General features: G+C 62.6%; 20 protein-coding genes. 8 read left to right on the top strand and 12 right to left on the bottom strand.

The features are described 5' to 3' along the window. The first annotated feature begins 59 nt into the window (after window positions 1-59). The 4 genes from FJ973_RS27270 (at window position 60) to FJ973_RS27255 (ending at window position 4,006) form a co-directional block, all read left to right on the top strand. Entirely contained in the window at window positions 60-686 is a 627-nt protein-coding gene (locus FJ973_RS27270) for a transglutaminase-like cysteine peptidase (protein ID WP_140547555.1), read from the top strand. Between the two features lie 132 nt (window positions 687-818). Next, the gene (locus FJ973_RS27265; RefSeq protein ID WP_140517672.1) at window positions 819-1,604 is read left to right on the top strand and encodes a phosphodiester glycosidase family protein; all 786 of its coding nucleotides are present in this window, start codon (window positions 819-821) and stop codon (window positions 1,602-1,604) included. 171 nt (window positions 1,605-1,775) lie between these two features. Then, complete coding sequence (locus FJ973_RS27260; RefSeq protein ID WP_140558516.1) at window positions 1,776-2,858, top strand: GH25 family lysozyme; 1,083 nt, start codon at window positions 1,776-1,778, stop codon at window positions 2,856-2,858. Window positions 2,859-3,031: 173 nt separating this feature from the next. Continuing rightward, window positions 3,032-4,006 carry a DUF3592 domain-containing protein gene (locus tag FJ973_RS27255; RefSeq protein WP_246675958.1) on the top strand — a complete coding sequence of 325 codons (975 nt, stop codon included), beginning with the start codon at window positions 3,032-3,034 and terminating at the stop codon, window positions 4,004-4,006. A gap of 10 nt (window positions 4,007-4,016) precedes the next feature. Here FJ973_RS27255 and FJ973_RS27250 read toward each other — a convergent pair whose 3' ends face one another. Continuing rightward, the gene (locus FJ973_RS27250) at window positions 4,017-4,355 is read right to left on the bottom strand and encodes a hypothetical protein (protein WP_224519152.1); all 339 of its coding nucleotides are present in this window, start codon (window positions 4,353-4,355) and stop codon (window positions 4,017-4,019) included. Window positions 4,356-4,561: 206 nt separating this feature from the next. On the opposite strand from FJ973_RS27250, the gene FJ973_RS27245 reads away from it, so the two are divergent. Both FJ973_RS27245 and FJ973_RS27240 read left to right on the top strand, forming a co-directional pair. Next, entirely contained in the window at window positions 4,562-5,062 is a 501-nt protein-coding gene (locus tag FJ973_RS27245; RefSeq protein ID WP_246675956.1) for a hypothetical protein, read from the top strand. Window positions 5,063-5,074: 12 nt separating this feature from the next. Continuing rightward, window positions 5,075-5,701 (top strand): hypothetical protein, encoded by a 627-nt coding sequence (locus FJ973_RS27240; protein ID WP_140517669.1) that lies wholly within the window; start codon window positions 5,075-5,077, stop codon window positions 5,699-5,701. Window positions 5,702-5,751: 50 nt separating this feature from the next. Here the strand turns inward: FJ973_RS27240 and FJ973_RS27235 are convergent, their stop codons facing one another. The 8 genes from FJ973_RS27235 to FJ973_RS27200 form a co-directional block, all read right to left on the bottom strand. After that, window positions 5,752-5,958, bottom strand: coding sequence for a type II toxin-antitoxin system HicB family antitoxin (locus FJ973_RS27235; RefSeq protein ID WP_140517668.1), 207 nt, complete (start codon window positions 5,956-5,958; stop codon window positions 5,752-5,754). 4 nt (window positions 5,959-5,962) lie between these two features. After that, window positions 5,963-6,163 carry a type II toxin-antitoxin system HicA family toxin gene (locus FJ973_RS27230; protein WP_140517667.1) on the bottom strand — a complete coding sequence of 67 codons (201 nt, stop codon included), beginning with the start codon at window positions 6,161-6,163 and terminating at the stop codon, window positions 5,963-5,965. A 6-nt stretch (window positions 6,164-6,169) separates the two neighbouring features. Then, window positions 6,170-9,937, bottom strand: coding sequence for a vitamin B12-dependent ribonucleotide reductase (locus tag FJ973_RS27225; RefSeq protein WP_140558515.1), 3,768 nt, complete (start codon window positions 9,935-9,937; stop codon window positions 6,170-6,172). Between the two features lie 666 nt (window positions 9,938-10,603). Continuing rightward, window positions 10,604-10,915: a PilZ domain-containing protein gene (locus tag FJ973_RS27220; protein ID WP_140558513.1), complete on the bottom strand. Its 312-nt coding sequence runs from the start codon at window positions 10,913-10,915 to the stop codon at window positions 10,604-10,606. A gap of 107 nt (window positions 10,916-11,022) precedes the next feature. Beyond that, on the bottom strand, window positions 11,023-11,511 hold the full coding sequence (locus FJ973_RS27215; protein ID WP_140493739.1) for an NUDIX hydrolase: 489 nt from the start codon (window positions 11,509-11,511) through the stop codon (window positions 11,023-11,025). Window positions 11,512-11,720: 209 nt separating this feature from the next. Then, entirely contained in the window at window positions 11,721-12,221 is a 501-nt protein-coding gene (gene gpt / locus FJ973_RS27210) for a xanthine phosphoribosyltransferase (protein WP_140493737.1), read from the bottom strand. Window positions 12,222-12,334: 113 nt separating this feature from the next. Further along, entirely contained in the window at window positions 12,335-13,168 is an 834-nt protein-coding gene (locus FJ973_RS27205; RefSeq protein ID WP_140493736.1) for a universal stress protein, read from the bottom strand. 81 nt (window positions 13,169-13,249) lie between these two features. Next, entirely contained in the window at window positions 13,250-13,993 is a 744-nt protein-coding gene (locus FJ973_RS27200) for a competence/damage-inducible protein A (RefSeq protein WP_140558512.1), read from the bottom strand. Between the two features lie 174 nt (window positions 13,994-14,167). Between FJ973_RS27200 and wrbA the strand changes: the two genes are divergently transcribed. Together wrbA and FJ973_RS27190 are read left to right on the top strand one after the other, a co-directional pair. Then, a complete protein-coding gene (gene wrbA, locus FJ973_RS27195) occupies window positions 14,168-14,767 on the top strand; it encodes an NAD(P)H:quinone oxidoreductase type IV (RefSeq protein WP_140517663.1) in 600 nt (199 codons plus the stop codon). Window positions 14,768-14,938: 171 nt separating this feature from the next. Continuing rightward, window positions 14,939-15,235: a hypothetical protein gene (locus FJ973_RS27190; RefSeq protein ID WP_140558510.1), complete on the top strand. Its 297-nt coding sequence runs from the start codon at window positions 14,939-14,941 to the stop codon at window positions 15,233-15,235. A gap of 107 nt (window positions 15,236-15,342) precedes the next feature. Here the strand turns inward: FJ973_RS27190 and FJ973_RS27185 are convergent, their stop codons facing one another. From FJ973_RS27185 to FJ973_RS27175, 3 genes are all read right to left on the bottom strand, one after another. After that, a complete protein-coding gene (locus tag FJ973_RS27185) occupies window positions 15,343-15,582 on the bottom strand; it encodes a DUF2188 domain-containing protein (protein WP_140493732.1) in 240 nt (79 codons plus the stop codon). A 30-nt stretch (window positions 15,583-15,612) separates the two neighbouring features. Next, a complete protein-coding gene (locus FJ973_RS27180) occupies window positions 15,613-15,891 on the bottom strand; it encodes a DUF982 domain-containing protein (RefSeq protein ID WP_032920128.1) in 279 nt (92 codons plus the stop codon). Between the two features lie 130 nt (window positions 15,892-16,021). After that, complete coding sequence (locus FJ973_RS27175; protein ID WP_140558508.1) at window positions 16,022-17,125, bottom strand: NADH:flavin oxidoreductase/NADH oxidase; 1,104 nt, start codon at window positions 17,123-17,125, stop codon at window positions 16,022-16,024. Window positions 17,126-17,226: the final 101 nt, after the last annotated feature.

The following is a 17,226-nucleotide window of genomic DNA, read 5'->3' as shown; positions in this document are numbered from 1 at the left end:
GACTCCAGGCAAAATCCATCTTTAACGTTCTGTTAACAAAAATAGATGGGTGGGGCCGTATGGCATCCTCGGTGGGTTGGCGCCGCAAGGCGAGGGGTTTGGGGTTTGCGTTGGCGCTGACGGCTTTTTGTTCGGCCGCGGGTTTGGCGAATGCGGGACCGCTTTCCATGACCATCGGCGGGCAAACCTCCCAGCCGATCGGGCACTATGATTTTTGCAAGGTCCATTCTGCCGAATGCTCCATCCGCTCGCCCGCCAACGCTCCGGAGAGCATGACCGGCCAGCTGTTGCGGGAAATTTCCGCCGTAAATCTCTCGGTCAACACCCGCGTCAAGCCGATGAGCGACATGGACAACTACGGCAAGGATGAGTGGTGGGCCTACCCCGATAACGGGTTTGGCGACTGCGAAGACTACGCGCTTGAAAAGCAGCGCGAACTCCAGGCCGCCGGCATTGCCATTGCCAATCTGCTGATGACGGTGGTGCGCAAGCCCGACGGCGAAGGCCACGCAGTGCTTACGGTGCGCACCGACAAGGGCGATTTCATCCTCGACAATCTCAGCGACAAGGTTCGCCTCTGGAACCAGACAGGCTATCGCTACCTGAAGAGACAGGCGAGCGACAACAGCGGTCGCTGGGTTTCCATCCTTGGCGGCGACGAGCGGCTCGTCAGCTCTGTTCAATGATGTCGCCGATGTCTTGCGTCGGCAGCCGCATGTCGACCTTGGCCGTTTGATCCATTCCCGCTTGGGACCGTTCTTGCGTCGTGCCGGCGAATGCTGGCGGCGGCTCGTTGGAACTGGAAATCCGGTGCGCGCATGGATCTTTTGACTGTCCTCCAATCCGCGCCATTACTGCTCGCGCTGATCAAGACCGCGCTGCCGTCGGCGGCGGCGATCGGCATGGGAGTCGGCCAATGGTTCGCCTCGTTGCCGCCGTGCCGCGATTTCGTCTTCGAGGTCACCAGCTATCTGGTCTGCGAGGTCGATCCCAGGCAATATCGGATCGAATTGTTCTGGAAGGATCCGGCCGGCAAGCCCTATCAATCGCTCCACAATCTCGACGATGCCCAGCGGCGGGCCGGGCGCACGATGCTGTTCGCCATCAATGCCGGAATGTACCATCCAAACCTCGCGCCGGTCGGCCTGTATGTCGAGCGCGGGCAGGAACTGGCCTCGGCGAAGGTCGGGTCGGGAAGCGGCAATTTTTCGCTCCAGCCCAATGGTATTTTCTACATCAGCGACGGCAAGGCCGCGGTCCGCGCGACAAGGGATTTCTTAGAGAAGCGTCCGCCCACCGATTATGCCACGCAGTCCGGGCCGATGCTGGTGATCAACGGCAAGTTGCACCAGAAATTCCGGGCCGACAGCACCTCGCGCAAGACGCGCGACGGTGTCGGGGTGCGAAAGGACGGCGTCGTCGTCTTCGCCATTTCGAATGGCACGGTGACATTCCATGCATTCGCACGCCTGTTTCGCGACGGGCTCGGCTGCGACAATGCGCTGTTCCTCGACGGGTCGATATCGAGCCTGCTCGCGCCGGCCATCGGCCGCAATGACGACTACTGGAACCTGGGGCCGATGATCGGCGTCTTCAGGCGATAGGATCGGCAGGCCTAGATTGCGCTTGTCACCGCGCACGGCCGACACTCGGAACCGTGCCCAACATGCTTAAAAACTTGATTCAATCTTTATTGGTAATTTCTCGTTCATAACTAGACCTGGTTTGTCCGTCGGCCGTTGCCTTCGGTCTGTTGTGTTTGAGTACAGGTCCAGATGCGGTTACCAGGCGCCGTCAGTTTCGTGATCGCAACGCTGTGCCTTGCCGGCTGCTCGTCGACATCCGGCATGGACGCGCTGGACATCCAGAAGCCGTCGAACGAGATCACCAACTCGGTGGTGCGACCAAGCGCGCCGATCGCATCCGCCCCAGTGACCAAGGCCGAACGGAGAATGGCAGCCGAACGCAGGATGGCGGAAGCCATGCCGGTGGACGAGAATGTCCGACCTTACGGCCTGGCGGAGGAAGAGACGGTGGCGTTTCCGGCGCCCGACCTGCCGGACAGCGTCGAGCCGCCGGTCGTCGAGCCGGCGGCGCTGGTATCGCCGCCGAAGCTCTTGTCGCGGGCGGCACCGCCGATGCTGGCCGGGCCTGTCACGCGCTACGGCTTTCGCGATGCCAAGCCGATCAATTTCGGCCGCTCCTCGCCCCGCCACCTTGCCGTGCATGGTGTCGACGTGTCGCGCTGGCAAGGCAACGTCAACTGGGAGAAGCTGCGCGCCCAGGGGGCCAACTTCGCCTACATCAAGGCGACCGACGGCGGCGACCATCTCGATCCGATGTTCACCAGGAATTGGCGCAACGCCGACGCCGCAGGGCTGAAGCGCGGCGCCTATCACTTCTTCTACTGGTGCCGCACCGCCGGCGAGCAGGCCGACTGGTTCATCCGCAACGTGCCCAGGGTCGAGGGCGCCTTGCCGCCGGTGATCGATGTCGAATGGAATGGCGAATCCAGCTGCAAGCGGCGGCCGTCGCGCGAAAAGGTGCTGGAGAAGATGCAGGTGTTCATGGACAAGCTTGAACGCCATTACGGCCAGCGGCCCATCATCTACACCGCGCCCGATTTCTACCGCGACAATCTTCGCGGCGAATTCCTCGATTATTCGTTCTGGCTGCGCGCCGTGGCGCAGCACCCCTCAAAAGTCTATCCCGGCCGCAAATGGCTGTTCTGGCAATATTCCGGCTCCGGCCTGTCGCACGGCGTAACCGGCCGCATCGATCTCAACGTCTTCCAGGGCGACGAACGGCAATGGCGCGCCTGGGCCGGCGGCCGGCAAATGGTGGCCGACGCGGATTGAAACAAGCCATCAGGCTTGGCGTGCTTCGCTCTCCCAGGTCTCCGCCGGTTTGGCCAGCAAATGGGAGACGATGATGAGCATCCGCGGAGGCTTCGGCCGTTTCAGCGAATAAGCAAGACATTGCCGTCGTCATGATGTCTATGTGCGGGCTCCTGAACTCCGGGGGAGATGAGTTGGAACTCAAATTTCTGTTGGTCGGCTTTGCCTGCGCGGTCGCCGGCGGGCTGTCGATCGTCACTTTCCTGAAATGGCGAGAGGTCAAAGCGGTCAGCCGCTGGTTGCCGGCGCCGGGAAAGATCATCTCCTCGCGCGTCGAAGCGCGCGAGGTCCGAAGCTCCGGCTCCGGGTCTGACAGCAGCGATTCCACCGAGATCCGCAATTTTCCGGCGATCACCTTCGAGTACAAGGTGGATAAGAAGACATTTCAGAGTTCGCACTACAGCGTGCAGGAAAATCTGGGGAATTTCGAAGTCGCCGAAACCCTTGCGCGATTTCCCCGCGGCGCAGCCGTGACCGTCTTCTATAACCCTGTCGATCCGGCCAAGGCCGTGATCGAGCGCACCATGCCGGAGGGCGCCTTCAAATTCATGGTGCAGCTTTCCGCCGGGCTGGTGGTCGGCGCCCTGGTGTTGGTGTTTTCCGTCGGCGGTGTCCTGGAGGCGATCGGCCCGTATTTGCCCAAGCCGCAGTATGTCGGTGCGGCGGCTCTGTTGCTGTTCATGGGCCTGTTTGTCCTGCGCATGGGCTTCGTCCAGAAATCGATGGCCGAGCAGGCGGCAAAATGGCCGGTCGCCGTCGGCCGCATCGACGCGTCGGGCCTGCAGGCGATCAAAACCCGCGAGCGGACCGGGAGCTATCGGCCCTGGCGTACTGTTTTCAAATCCCGCATCGTCTACAGCCATGGCGTCGCCGGCCAGCGATACAGTGCCGATCGCGTCGCTTTCGGCGCCAGCGTGACGGCTTCGTTGCCAGGCCTCGTCGGGGCTCAGGCGCGGCGCTATGTCGAGGGCACCAAGGTGGACGTGCACTATGACCCCGCCAACCCTGCTTCGGCGGTGCTCGAATGCAGGGTGCTCGGATTGTGGGTGCTGTGGGTCTGTTCGGTTGGCTTTCTCGGCAGCGCTGCTTTTCTGGTCGGGCTGGTCTGACGCGAACGCCTCAGCAATGCACAAGAAGTCCGCTGTCGAAGCCAGGCCAGGTGAACCGCATCGTGGCGCCATGCCTCTCGATATGGATGACACGAGTGAAGGGCTCCTCCAGTGACGGGTACGATCCGTAGCACCGGCTAGCATGTACCACCCAGCCGGTCGGCGACTTGCGAAATGACGCGTGCTCGCAGCCGAACTCGGGCAGCGACAGGGCCGCTCGGTCTACGGAGTAGACGGTCTGGCGTTGGATGTCGGCGGCCGCGTGGCAGTTCAGTCGGTCGCTGGACCAAGTCCCGACATAGGGCGACGCCGCCAGCGCAGCACCAGTCGCGAATGCGGACATTGCCATCGTAATCACCAAACGTCGCATCACCACCCCTCGATCAGTGCGCTCGACCATACAGGCTGTTGGGTTGCGAGAGATAAGTTTTCGTCCAAGGAGCCGACAATGCAGCCGTTCCGGATTTCGCTTATGCTTTTGCGTGGATGATGCGACTGTGCGGGACGGTATGCGGCCAGCATTTGGCTTTCACAACGCTTTCCCAGGGACATTTGATGATCACCCGTAAACTGGCCTTCGTCTTCGCGGGTCTGCTCAGTTCGATGCAGGTGGCGAACGCCGGGGAATGCTTGCTGAGCCATGCCACCTATCGGGAGCAGCGCTCCGGTGCGATCATGCAATTCCGGCCGCTCGCCAATGAGCCGGCGGCACTGACGGCGCAGGTGTTTTCGCTGGCCGTGCCCAAGACCGATATCCGCCTCCCGGCCGATATCACCTGGACCAACGGCAGGAATTCGTTGCCGCTCGGCACCATCCGCCATCCCTGCACCGACGATGACCGCGAAGCGGGGCTGCAGGACGGCAGCGGCCTGTGCAGGATATGGGAGGGCCAAGTCTATGCCTTGACCGGAGGCGGCGCCGAGCAGTTGAACTCGCGCGAAGCGACGCCGGCGCCGAAAGGGCTGCTGCTGCCGATTTCGGCGTGGCTTTCACCGATTGGGTCGACTTCGCCAACGCCAACCCCGGTGGCTCGGCGTGGGATGTCTTCACTTTGACAGGATGCAGCGATGAATAGCGCCATGATATCGATCGTCTGGGGCAGCGCCCTGTTTGCGTCCGTGGCAATATCGGCCGTGGCACGAGCGGATGAACCGGCGCCGTCGCGCCCGCCCATCGACAAATGCGCCTGGGAAAGGCTGACCGACAAAACCGTCGGGCTCGCCGCCTGGGTGCAGCGCTGCGATTTCGGTTTCCGCCAGATCCACTTTGAGTTCGCAGGCGAGGCGCTCGCCGTCAAATACAGCGATGGCGGCGCGGCCGATCCTCTGGTTGAGGTATTCGACATCAAGCCCGGCGAAACTGCCGAAGCCGCGTTGCAGCGGCTGTTCCTGGAAAAGACCGACAACGCCGTCGGCGCACGCTGCGTGCTCGCCCCCTACACGGAAGGAACCGTGCCCGCCGGTGTCAAACGCTATACATTCAGCCCCGACGCCGCCTACGCGAAAGAGCTGAAGGCACTTGCCGACCCCAACGAGGTCCCCGAACCGCCCTGCGGCGACTGGGGCGAGATGCCCGATGGCATCCAGTATTTCGAGATACCGGCGGGTGCGGCGCAAAAGCTGCTGTTTGTCCGGATTGGCCAGGACGAGCCGCTGTTTGATGAGCAGACGCTGCGAGTGTTGCCGGCGGAATAGGTGCTGAGGTCAGAGGCTGATCTGGATTGGAAGGATCGCAGCGGCGCCTTCTATGCCTCTACATATTCTGCCAGGCTGACACTTTCGGGCACATCCAACCCATCGGCACGCAAGCCCTCGATATGAAAGCGTATTGCGTCGCGAATCTCGGTTTCCACCTCAGGCACCGTCGCGCCGGTCGCGATACAGCCGGGCAGGTCCGGCACATAAGCAGAAAAATTATCTCCTGCTTTTTCAATCACCACAGCGTAACGCATGTCGTCACTCCTTTAACCCGGACTGCTTGAGGATGCTGTTCAATGTCCCTGGTGCAACCTCTTCAGACGACTTGCCGGCCACGGTGACGCGGCCGGCTTTTATCTTGTGCTTATATTGGCGATGGCTGCCCTTGGTTGCAACCAGATACCAGCCATCGGTCTCCAGCAAGCGAATGACTTCGCGGACTGTAAGCCGAGGCGGCATCAGCTCTCAGCTGCACCCGCTCGTGCTTCCACACGTATCGCACTTCTCGCAGGTGCCGTTCCGCACCATGGTGAAGTTGTGGCATTCCGAGCATTCGTTGCCGGTGTAACCCTGCATCAGCGATTGCTGGCGCCGGGTGGCGGCGAGCGCCTTGGCTTCCGCGGCTTCGTGCGCGGCGGCGTCGGAGAACAGCCCCTCGGCACCCGAAGCCTCGGCTTCCTCCTCGGCGATGTCCTCGACCAGTTCCCTGGCGCGTTCCTCATAGTCGCGCTTGTAGGCGATGGCCTCGTCGCTCGCCGGCTTCAGCGCCAGCACGTTGGAGCCAGAGAAGGCCGTCGGCGCCACGCGGGCAGGGGCCGTGGCCGGGCCAGACCCGCCAAATCCCTTAGGCTCGGCGCCCGACACCAGCTTGACCGGCGAGGCACCGCGGTAAAGGCCCTTGGAGAACGGCGTGGCCTTGCCTTCGGTGATGCCGCGGCCAAGTGCCGTCTTGTCAAAATCCGACTGGTCGACATGGGCGAGGTCGTGGCGGTTGAGATAAGAGACCGCAAGTTCGCGGAACACGTAGTCGAGGATCGACGTCGCGTTCTTGATCGCGTCATTGCCCTGCACCATGCCGGCCGGCTCGAACTTGGTGAAGGTGAAGGCTTCGACAAATTCCTCCAGCGGCACGCCATATTGCAGGCCGAGCGAGATGGCGATGGCAAAATTGTTCATCATCGCCCGGAAGGCAGCGCCTTCCTTGTGCATGTCGATGAAGATCTCGCCGAGACGACCGTCGTCGAACTCGCCGGTGCGCAGGTAGACCTTGTGGCCGCCGACGACCGCCTTCTGCGTATACCCCTTGCGGCGGTTCGGGAGTTTCTCGCGGTCGCGGTAGAGACGCTCGACGACGCGCTCGACGATCTTTTCGGTGACCTGCACCGCACGCTGCGCGGCAGGCGCGGCGACCAGCTGTTCGATCGCCTCGTCCTCGTCCTCCTCGCCATCGGCGAGCAGCGAGGCATTGAGCGGCTGCGAGAGCTTCGAGCCGTCGCGGTAGAGCGCGTTGGCCTTCAGCGCCAGCTTCCACGACAGCATGTAGGCGTTCTTGGCGTCCTCCACCGTGGCGTCATTCGGCATGTTGATGGTCTTGGAAATGGCGCCGGAAATGAAAGGCTGTGCCGCCGCCATCATCTGGATGTGGCTGTTGATCGACAGCGAGCGCTTGCCGATCTTGCCGCAGGGGCTGGCGCAATCGAACACGGGGAGGTGTTCGGCCTTGAGGAAGGGCGCTCCCTCGAGCGTCATCGCACCGCAGACATGGATGTTGGCGGCTTCGATGTCCTTCCTGGAGAAGCCCAGTGCCGGCAGCATCTCGAACGAGAAGTCGTTGAGCTGCTCGTCGGTGAAGCCAAAGGTCTCCTTCACCCAGTCGGCGCCGAGCGTCCACTGGTTGAAGACGAACTTGATGTCGAAGGCCGACTTCAGCGCCGCGTTGAGCGCCGCGATCTTGTCGTCGGTGAAGCCCTTGGCCTTGAGCGAGCCGGGGTTGATGCCGGGCGCCTGGTTGAGATTGCCGTGGCCGACGGCGTAGGCCTCGATCTCGGCGATCTGGCTTTCCGAATAGCCCAGCGTGCGCAGCGCTTCCGGCACGGCGCGGTTGATGATCTTGAAATAGCCGCCGCCGGCGAGCTTCTTGAACTTCACCAGCGCGAAGTCGGGCTCGATGCCGGTTGTGTCGCAATCCATAACCAGACCGATCGTGCCGGTCGGCGCGATCACGGTCGCCTGCGCGTTGCGATAGCCATGCTCCTCGCCGAGTTCGATGGCACGGTCCCAGGCAGCCTTGGCGTGCGTCGCCAGCTCCTGCTGCTTGAGGTCGGAAGCGACCAGCGGCACCGGGTTGACGGCCAGCTTCTCGTAGCCGTCCTTGTCGCCATAGGCGGCGCGGCGATGATTGCGCATGACGCGCAGCATGTTCTGCGCATTGCGGTCGTAATCGGGGAAGGCGCCGAGCTCGGACGCCATCTCGGCCGAGGTGGCGTAGGCGGTGCCGGTCATGACGGCGGTGAGCGCGGCGCAGATGGCGCGGCCCTCATCGGAATCGTAGGGAATGCCCGAGGTCATCAACAGGCCGCCGATGTTGGCATAGCCGAGGCCCAGCGTGCGGTAGTCGTAGGAGAGCTTGGCGATCTCCTTTGACGGGAACTGCGCCATCATGACCGAGATTTCCAGCACGATGGTCCACAGCCTGACCGTATGCTCATAGGCAGCGATGTCGATCGTGCCGTCGGCATTGCGGTAGGGGAGCAGATTGATCGAGGCGAGATTGCAGGCCGTGTCGTCGAGGAACATGTATTCCGAGCATGGGTTGGAGGCCCGGATCGCACCGGCGGAGGCGCAGGTGTGCCAGTCGTTCATCGTCGTGTTGAAGTGCAGGCCCGGATCGGCGGATGCCCAGGCGGCGTAGCCGATCTTTTCCCAGAGATCCCTGGCCTTCAGCGTCTTCAGCACCTTGCCGTCCTTGCGGGCGGTGAGATGCCAGTCGGCATCATCCTCGACGGCGCGCAGGAAATTGTCCTTCAGCGACACCGAATTGTTGGAGTTCTGGCCGGAGACGGTGAGGTAGGCGTCGGAATCCCAGTCGGTGTCGTAGGTCTTGAACGACATCGAGGTGTAGCCCTGCTTGGCGAACTGGATGACGCGGTAGATGTAGTTCTCCGGCACCGCGTCCTTCTTGGCCGCCTTGATCTCGCGCTTCAGCGCCGTGTTGATGGCGGGGTCGAAGCAGTCGTCGTCATGGCCTTCGCAGTTGACGCAGGCCTTCATGATCGCTTCGAGATGCTTCTTGACGATCTTGGAGCCGGTCACCAGCGAGGCGACCTTCTGCTCTTCATTGACCTTCCAGTCGATGAATTCCTCGATGTCGGGGTGATCGGCGTCGACGATGACCATCTTGGCGGCGCGGCGCGTCGTGCCGCCCGACTTGATGGCGCCCGCGGCGCGGTCGCCGATCTTGAGGAAGCTCATCAGGCCGGACGAACGGCCGCCGCCGGACAGCTTTTCGCCCTCGCCGCGCAGCAGCGAGAAATTGGAGCCGGTGCCCGAGCCGTATTTGAACAGGCGCGCCTCGCGCACCCACAGATCCATGATGCCGCCCTCATTGACGAGGTCGTCCTGCACGCCCTGGATGAAGCAGGCATGCGGCTGCGGGTGCTCGTAGGAGGATTTCGACTTGGTCAGCTTGCCGGTGAACGGGTCGACATAGAAGTGGCCCTGGCTCGGGCCGTCTATGCCATAGGCCCAGTGCAGGCCGGTGTTGAACCATTGCGGCGAGTTCGGCGCCACGCGCTGGGTGGCAAGCATGTAGGCAAGCTCGTCGCGGAAGGCGCGCGCGTCTTCCTCCGACTTGAAATAGCCGCCCTTCCAGCCCCAATAGGTCCAGGTGCCGGCCAACCGGTCGAAGACCTGGCGGGCGTCGATCTCGGACCCGTAGCGCTCGGCTTCCGGCAGCTTGGCAAGTTCGGCCTCGTCGGCGACGGAGCGCCACAGGAAGGAGGGAACATCGTTCTCCTCGACCTTCTTCAGCCGCGCGGGGACGCCGGCCTTGCGGAAATATTTCTGCGCCAGGATGTCGGCGGCGACCTGGGAGAATTGCGCCGGCACGTCGATATTGTCCAAGCGGAACACCACCGAGCCATCCGGATTCTTGATCTCGGAGAGCGCCTTGCGGAATTCGATCTCCGCGTAGGCCGATTGTCCTTGTCTGGTGAAACGACGCTCGATGCGCATTGGTCCGGTCCCTTTTGTCTATATATAGCGCTTTCGTCAGGAGATTTCTGCTCCCAATGCGAAACGCGCATGTCCGCCGTCTGCCGGCGTTCGAAAACGGCCGGCTCTCCATTTTCGCGGTCTTCGTCCGCCTTGCTGGTCAAACTTCTTGCGAAGCGCCTGTCCAACTCACCGACGAACCCGCGGGTCCCTCAAAACTGATTTTTTCCGATTCCCTCACTCGAGGGAAATTCACATTATCTAGCGTCGAACCTGCCTGCAAACACTAAATATAGTGTTAACAGACAATTTATTCCAGTCCGACAATTCTCCCTTTTATCGCCCATGCCCCCGCAATCCCAACGCTTCCGCCAGCCTCGTAAACAGGCGGAAATGTGGGGAAAAACGCACATAATCCGGGAAAAAGACCGGGCTCAGAACTTTCCGGTCGCGCTCTCAACAGGAGCGCATGGCCTATAAAAGGCGACTCGTTTTGCGCCGTCAAGGATTCGTTTGCGTAGCTTTTGTGACCTCAACATCTTGTGTGTCACACATGTGGATAACGGGGATAGAATGGAGCTGCCGCGGTAGCCCCCGGCCGAGGGACAAAGACGCGCTTGTCAGGCTTCGCGACGGCTCCGGGGCGTGATGCAGGCACAGACCATCTGGCGCATCCGACGTCGCGGATCAGCCGTAATGCATCCTGGGCTTCGGCTCGGTTCCGGTGAAGTGCACCCCGATCCGGCCGTTGCGGCGCCAGCGGACCTCGCATCGATAGCCGATGCCGTCGACGGGCACATAGAGAAGGAAATGATCCGGAATTCTTGCTTCGGGCGGAACCTTGAGTTCGGCGCCGCCTCCATTTTGATTGCGCAGCGTGCAGCCAACTTCCGAATTCGAGATGCCCGTGATGATCGTGCCGCCCTTGAGCACGCGCTGGCGATGCTCGCGCTTGTGCTCGTCGGATCGCTCTGGATTGGGATTTGCGGGATTTGTCATCGGTAAACGCCAGGATCGGATCAGATCCTATTACGTCTTCATTAGAAAAGCATTCACGCCGCAGGCGCCCCCGTCCGATCTGTTTGGTGGCGCGGCCGGTCCCGGGTTCAGGCAAACCGGCGCGGGTCGGCGCAGAAATAGGCGATGATCTGGCAAAGATCCGGTTCGTTGACCATCCGCACCGCTTCGCTCGAACTGACCCATTTGCGGGTGCGGGAGCGTTTCTCCTTCCAATGGTCGGCGACCTTGTCGACATGCAGCGGGAACACCAATACCTCGCACGGCACTTCCTCGCCGGAGGCCAGGGCCTTGGCGTAGAAGTAGCGGCCGGCCTCGAGATGCGAGATCGTCCCGCGCAGTCCGGCTTCCTCGACAGCCTCGCGCGCCGCGGCTTCGCAAAGCGGCTCCCTGGCTTCAGGCCAGCCCTTCGGAAGCACCCAGCGGCCGGTATCGCGGCTGGTAATCAGCATGATCTCGACGCTGTTTCCGGTTTCGCGCCAGGGCAGGGCGGCTACCTGCAGACGGCACGGCGCGGTGCCGAAGAGTCGCCGGACCCTTTCGGCCAGATGGTTGTGCGTCGTTGGCCTCGTCAGCATCGGAGAAGCTAGCCCCAGCCCCCAGAATCGTTTGCCGTCTCACGAATCTTACGGCCAATTGTCGGCAATAAAAGTAAAAACTTTCATCAGGATGGCCGATTTTCGCCAACAGACGCCGATTTCCGCGCGCCAGCCAGCCTCGCGAGACCCTTTGCCTAGTGGATGAGACTTCCCTGCGGCTCGATTTGCGGCAGGTTGCTTGCCGCGAATCAGCCGGCGTGATCGTCAGCGATCGGCTTCTGGTAGGTGAAGCCCATGTCCCAGGGAAAATAGATCCAGGTATCCTGACTGACCTCGGTGACGAAAGTATCGACCAGCGGCCGCCCCTTCGGTTTGGCGTAGACGGTGGCGAAATGCGCCTTCGGCATCATGGCGCGCACGATGCCAGCCGTCTTGCCGGTGTCGGTCAGGTCGTCGATAATCAGCACGCCCGCGCCGTCGTCGGCAAGCAGGGCCGGCGTGACCTCCTTCAGCACCTGCAGCTGACCCTGGCTGCTGTAGTCATGATAGGAGGCGACGCAGACCGTCTCGATAACGCGTATGCCAAGCTCCCGCGAGATGATCGCCGCCGGCACGAGGCCGCCGCGCGTGATGCAGACGATCGCTTTCCATTGCGCCTTGTTGGTGCCGGCAAGCCGCCAGGCGAGCGCGCGCGCATCGCGGTGGAACTGGTCCCAGGAGACGGGAAAGGCTTTTTCGGGAAGGGACATCTTTCGCGCACTCCGCAGCACGCGCGGTCGCGCGCAGAAAACAGGGGAATGCGCGCGGAAGTAACTGGAAAACCTCGCGGTTGGCAAGAGCGGCCGCAAACGACACTGTGAACTTACCGCGACAGGAAAGCCGCCACCGGCGCGGTGCGCAGCACGGAGCGCGTCACTCCGCCGAACAGGAGCTGGCGCAGCCACGAGTGGCTGTAGGCGCCAAGCACCAGCAAATCGGCGCCGGTCTCCGCGATCCTGGTCTGGATCACCTCGTCGACCGAGGTGCCGCCCGATCTCTGCACCGAGACACTCACGCTGGCGCCATGACGCGACAAGGCGGAAGCGATTTCCGCTCCGGCGGCCTCGGGGCGTTCATCGAGCGTGTCCGGCGGATCGATGACCAGAATGTCGGTTTTGTCGGCCTCGATGATGAAGGGCAGCGCATCGAAGGCGGCGCGTGCGGCCTCCTTGCTGCCGTTCCAGGCAAGCAGCACACGCTTGAAGGTGGTGATCAGTGGACCCAGGTGCGGCACTACCAACACCGGCCGTCCGGCGTCGTAGACCAGTGTGTCGACGTCGGCGCTCGCATCGCCGCCCGTCTCGCGCTGCGCGGCGATGATCAGGTCGGCGGCACGCACGCTTGAAATGCCGGTCAGGGCGCTGTCGCCGGAAAAACTCTCCAGGCTGTGCCATTCGAAGGACAGGCCGGAATTCTCGATATGCCTGAGAAACGCGGCCCGCAGCTTTTCGGCCCGTTCGCGGTTCATGTCGGCCGAAACCTGCAGGAACTCGGTGTCGGGAAAGCCGGTAGCCGACGTGTAGGGCACCGGAAGCGCTTCGGCGTGGATGCCGATCAGATGGCTCTGGAAGCGGCCGGCAAGCGGAATGGCGAAGTCGAGCACGCGCTCCGCGTCCTGCTCGTTCTGCAGAATGGCGACGATGGTCTTGAAGCGCATGGTGATCCCCTCATTTTGCGAGCGATCCGCCCGCGGCAAGGAAACGTCGCCGCGTTGTGCTTGGTTCCGGCCTAGACCGGATCAGCTCGCGCTGCTGGCAAAGCCGGCCACCATCGCCTCGACATCGGCGCGCGCAGCGTCCAGGGCCTGCTGGCTGCGGGCACGGACCACCAGTTCGGTCCAGAACTTGCCGTCGCCGTATTTCGGATAGGAGCCGATGATCGTGTCCGGATGCGCTTTCTGGATCTCGCCCAGCGGCCCGCCGACGAGACCTTCGCCGAACGGGCAATGCACCGCTGCCGACAGCATTTTCGTGCCGGCTTTCAGCGTCGGCACGACATTGTCGAGCATGGCCTGGAAGATCGAGGGCACGCCCGCCATCACGTGGACATTTCCGATGCGGAATCCGGGCGCGACCGACACCGGATTGTCGATATGGTCGGCGCCGCGCGGCATTCGGGCCATGCGCTTGCGGGCCTCGGTGTATTCGATGCCGCGAGCGGCATAGCTTGTTTCCAGCAGGGCATAGGCCTTGGCATCGTATTCGCACGGCACGCCGAAGGCCTTGGCAATCGAATCGGCTGTGATGTCGTCATGGGTCGGGCCGATGCCGCCGGTTGTGAACACATAGGTATAGCGAGCCCGCACCGCATTTACCGCGGCGACAATCTCGTCTTCCTCATCGGGAACGATGCGCACCTCCTTCAGGTCGATGCCGATGGCCGTCATGATGTCAGCCAGATGGCCGATATTCCTGTCCTTGGTGCGGCCGGACAGGATCTCATCGCCGATGACGAGCATGGCGGCGGTAACGATTTCGGACATCGATGGCTCCGGCAAAAACGGGTCGCCTGAAATAGCGCGGCACGCGGCCAGCGGCAATGCCATCCGACCGGTGAACAAACTGTGCCCGCATACGCGGTATTCCCCGAATATTGGCGCCCTAAGTACCCTGGCGTGGCTGGGGCGGGCGAGGATCATCACGTCAAGGAGACGCAAATGGCCAAAGTACTTGTTCTCTACTATTCGAGCTGGGGTCACATGGAGCAGATGGCCAAGGCCGCAGCCGAAGGCGCTCGCGAAGCCGGTGCCGAGGTGACCATCAAGCGCGTCGCCGAACTCGTGCCCGAAGCGGTCGCCAAGGCCGCCCACTACAAGCTCGACCAGGAAGCGGCGATCGCCAGCCCGCTGGAACTGAGCGACTATGACGCGATCATCGTCGGCGCCTCGACGCGTTACGGAATGATGTGCGCGCAACTGAAGAACTTCTTCGACCAGACCGGCCCGCTATGGGTCAAGGGCGCGCTGATCAACAAGATCGGCTCGGTGATGTCTTCGACCGCGACCCAGCACGGCGGCGCGGAACTGGCGCTGATCAGCACCCAGGCCATGCTTCAGCACCACGGCATGATCATCGTTCCCCTGTCCTATGCCTATCAGGCTCAGATGGGCAACGATGTCGTGCGTGGGGGGGCGCCCTACGGCATGACCACCACAAGCGACAGCGACGGTTCGCGCCAGCCTTCGGCGCAGGAACTCGAAGGCGCGAAGTTCCAGGGCGGGCGCGTCGCCGAAATCGCCGCGAAGCTGCACGGCTGATCGTTGTGCCGCCGGTGCCTGCCGGCGTTGCTCCTGCTGGCGATGCTTGTGGTCCACGCCGTGGATCGTCGCTTCACCGACGCTTCACAAGGAATTCAAGGAACCATTCGGCTGATGACTGGTTTGCCCCGTGTCGCACCCAAGGCGACGAAGACAAAACGGAGTGATCCAATGTACAAAAAACTTCTCGCGGCATTCGTTCTGACGGCCGGTCTTGCCACATCGGCGATGGCGCAGTCGACGGACGGCAGGTATTACAACCATGACAATTGGTGGAACAATTGGTCGCTGTTCGGCAATGAGGATTCATCAGCCATCGACCAGAGCACCACCGGGAGCATCAACGCATACGGCTCCGGGTTGAGCACCCAAGGCAATACCGGTGGGATGGGCCCATGTGCTCACAACACTCCAGGTCCGGACGCCAATGCTCAAGGCAACGTCAATGACCAGTACTGCGGCAAATAATCAGCCGTAAGCTCCCTGCTGACCGTAGGACGTTTTCTCTCCCGACGTCCGCGGTCGGCGCTCCGGGGCGGCCGGCCTTTGGGGCGATCGGGCTTTGGGCTGAAAGATCAGTCGGAAACCTCGGTCTGCGGCCGGTCGCGTCCATCAGCCAGTTCCTCATGCCATTTGCCGTCGGCATCCTCGTACTGGATGCCGTCCGTCGACCCCGCGACCTGCTGCTCGGCTGAAGCGATCTCGGCGGCCCGCAACGCGTCCTGATGCGTGGGAAACGTCTCCGAGAAGGTCGCTCCGACCTTGTAGGCCCAGCCGCCGTCATGCTCGACGATCTTGTAAGTCAGCTTCGCCATCAAAAACCTCCGGTTTAAAGGTCCGTCCGCTCAATGCAGGCGGTCGTCGGACAGCTTGTCGTCTGGCACCAGCACTTCCGATTCCCTGGCGGCTTCGATAAGGGCCCGGCGCGCATCCGCTGTCGAACGATAACCTTCCAGCACTTTGAGGCAAGTGTCGAGAGCATCACGATGACGGGGGCCGCGATTGAGCGGCCAAACCGTCATCAGGCACTCCGCCGCCTCTTGGGTACTGCGGATGTGGCGATATTTGCCGACATGGCCGAGTTCGACCACGACCGGTGTTTCAAAAGGCTTGTTGTCCATCATGGCCGCAACGCAAAGCAGTCAATTTGGTTGCAACCGTGTCTTCAGCCTGCGCCCAAACGTCCCAGACCTCCTTGGAAGCTCTATTGCGGCGGTCGTCCGACGACGCGTTCCGCCTTCTCGGAAGGGCCGCTCAACCCGCCGCCTTCATCCAGTGCTGCATCGTCGTCACCGAGCGCGCGAGCTGCGGCGCGGGATGGATCGCCTCGCTGAACGTGGCGGCCGCTCGCCACCCCCAGCGCGGGTCGGCGAGGAAGGCGCGCGCCAGCGCAACCATGTCGGCGCGGCCTTCGGCGATGATCGCCTCTGCCTGCTTGGGATCGTCGATCAGACCGACCGCGCGGGTAGGGATGCCGGCGCCCCTGCGCACGGCTTCCGCCAGATGTACCTGATAGCCGGGGCCGGAGGGCAGTTTCTGCAAGGGCGAATTGCCGCCGCTCGAGCAACAGAGATAAGCGACGCCTTCGGCCTTCAGCGCTTTCGCCACTTCGATCGCATCCTCGACGTCGAAACCGCCATCGACCCAATCCTTGACCGACAGCCGGGCGCCCAGCATCAGTTTTGGCGCTGCCTTTTTCACCGCCTTGGCGATCTCGACGACAAGACGCATGCGGTTTTCCAGCGAGCCGCCCCAGCTGTCCGTGCGTTGGTTGGAGAGCGGCGACAGGAACTGGAAGATCAGGTAGCCGTGCGCCGCGTGCAGCTCGATGAAGTCGAAGCCCGCGCGTTCGGCCCGCCTCGCCGCCTCGGCGAACCGCTCGATGAGCTGGAGGATCTCCTCTTCCTCCAGCGCTCGCGGCACGTTCCAGCCGGTATCGTAGGCGATTGCCGAAGCCGAGACGGTCTGCCAGGGATCCTCGTTCGGCTGCAGCGGTCCGCCGCCCTCCCAAGGCTTGCGGTTCGAGGCCTTGCGGCCGGCATGGGCAAGCTGAGTGCCGAATTTGGTGCCGGGTGCGGCCACGCGCCTTGCTGCGTCCAGGGCGCGGCGCGCAGCGGCTTCATTGTCTTCGGAATAGAGGCCGAGGCAGCCATGGCTGATGCGGCCACGCCGCTCGACATCGGTCATCTCGACCGTCACCATGCCGGCGCCGGACATTGCCAGGTTCATCCAGTGGTGGAGATGCCAGTCGCTCGCCGAGCCGTCCTCGGCCGAATACTGGCACATCGGCGCGACGGCGATGCGGTTGGGAAAGCTCAAGCCATCGAGCGTGATCGGCTGGAAAAGCGATGTGGTCATGAACGAAACTCCGGGAATAGGATGCGCTATTTAGGCGATCGATCGCCGCCATGCCACACACGAGAGAGTGAAATGCTTGCTGGACCAACCGCTGCCCCGAT

The sequence above is a fragment of the Mesorhizobium sp. B2-1-3 genome (genome assembly GCF_006442495.1).
Taxonomy (GTDB): Bacteria; Pseudomonadota; Alphaproteobacteria; order Rhizobiales; family Rhizobiaceae; genus Mesorhizobium.
The sequence above is the reverse complement of the archived record's forward strand: the minus strand, read 5'-3'. Positions and strand labels throughout refer to the sequence as shown.

Bases quoted from the DNA above. Each gene is read 5' to 3' on its own strand.
- FJ973_RS27265 (WP_140517672.1), top strand. From the start codon at position 819: ATGGATCTTTTGACTGTCCTCCAATCCGCGCCATTACTGCTCGCGCTG.
- FJ973_RS27270 (WP_140547555.1), top strand. From the start codon at position 60: ATGGCATCCTCGGTGGGTTGGCGCCGCAAGGCGAGGGGTTTGGGGTTT.
- FJ973_RS27235 (WP_140517668.1), bottom strand. From the start codon at position 5,958: ATGCGTTACGCTGTGGTGATTGAAAAAGCAGGAGATAATTTTTCTGCT.
- FJ973_RS27250 (WP_224519152.1), bottom strand. From the start codon at position 4,355: ATGGCAATGTCCGCATTCGCGACTGGTGCTGCGCTGGCGGCGTCGCCC.
- gpt (WP_140493737.1), bottom strand. From the start codon at position 12,221: ATGTCCCTTCCCGAAAAAGCCTTTCCCGTCTCCTGGGACCAGTTCCAC.
- FJ973_RS27240 (WP_140517669.1), top strand. From the start codon at position 5,075: ATGAATAGCGCCATGATATCGATCGTCTGGGGCAGCGCCCTGTTTGCG.
- wrbA (WP_140517663.1), top strand. From the start codon at position 14,168: ATGGCCAAAGTACTTGTTCTCTACTATTCGAGCTGGGGTCACATGGAG.
- FJ973_RS27245 (WP_246675956.1), top strand. From the start codon at position 4,562: ATGATCACCCGTAAACTGGCCTTCGTCTTCGCGGGTCTGCTCAGTTCG.
- FJ973_RS27200 (WP_140558512.1), bottom strand. From the start codon at position 13,993: ATGTCCGAAATCGTTACCGCCGCCATGCTCGTCATCGGCGATGAGATC.
- FJ973_RS27215 (WP_140493739.1), bottom strand. From the start codon at position 11,511: ATGCTGACGAGGCCAACGACGCACAACCATCTGGCCGAAAGGGTCCGG.
- FJ973_RS27225 (WP_140558515.1), bottom strand. From the start codon at position 9,937: ATGCGCATCGAGCGTCGTTTCACCAGACAAGGACAATCGGCCTACGCG.
- FJ973_RS27260 (WP_140558516.1), top strand. From the start codon at position 1,776: ATGCGGTTACCAGGCGCCGTCAGTTTCGTGATCGCAACGCTGTGCCTT.
- FJ973_RS27185 (WP_140493732.1), bottom strand. From the start codon at position 15,582: ATGGCGAAGCTGACTTACAAGATCGTCGAGCATGACGGCGGCTGGGCC.
- FJ973_RS27230 (WP_140517667.1), bottom strand. From the start codon at position 6,163: ATGCCGCCTCGGCTTACAGTCCGCGAAGTCATTCGCTTGCTGGAGACC.
- FJ973_RS27180 (WP_032920128.1), bottom strand. From the start codon at position 15,891: ATGATGGACAACAAGCCTTTTGAAACACCGGTCGTGGTCGAACTCGGC.
- FJ973_RS27175 (WP_140558508.1), bottom strand. From the start codon at position 17,125: ATGACCACATCGCTTTTCCAGCCGATCACGCTCGATGGCTTGAGCTTT.
- FJ973_RS27205 (WP_140493736.1), bottom strand. From the start codon at position 13,168: ATGCGCTTCAAGACCATCGTCGCCATTCTGCAGAACGAGCAGGACGCG.
- FJ973_RS27220 (WP_140558513.1), bottom strand. From the start codon at position 10,915: ATGACAAATCCCGCAAATCCCAATCCAGAGCGATCCGACGAGCACAAG.
- FJ973_RS27190 (WP_140558510.1), top strand. From the start codon at position 14,939: ATGTACAAAAAACTTCTCGCGGCATTCGTTCTGACGGCCGGTCTTGCC.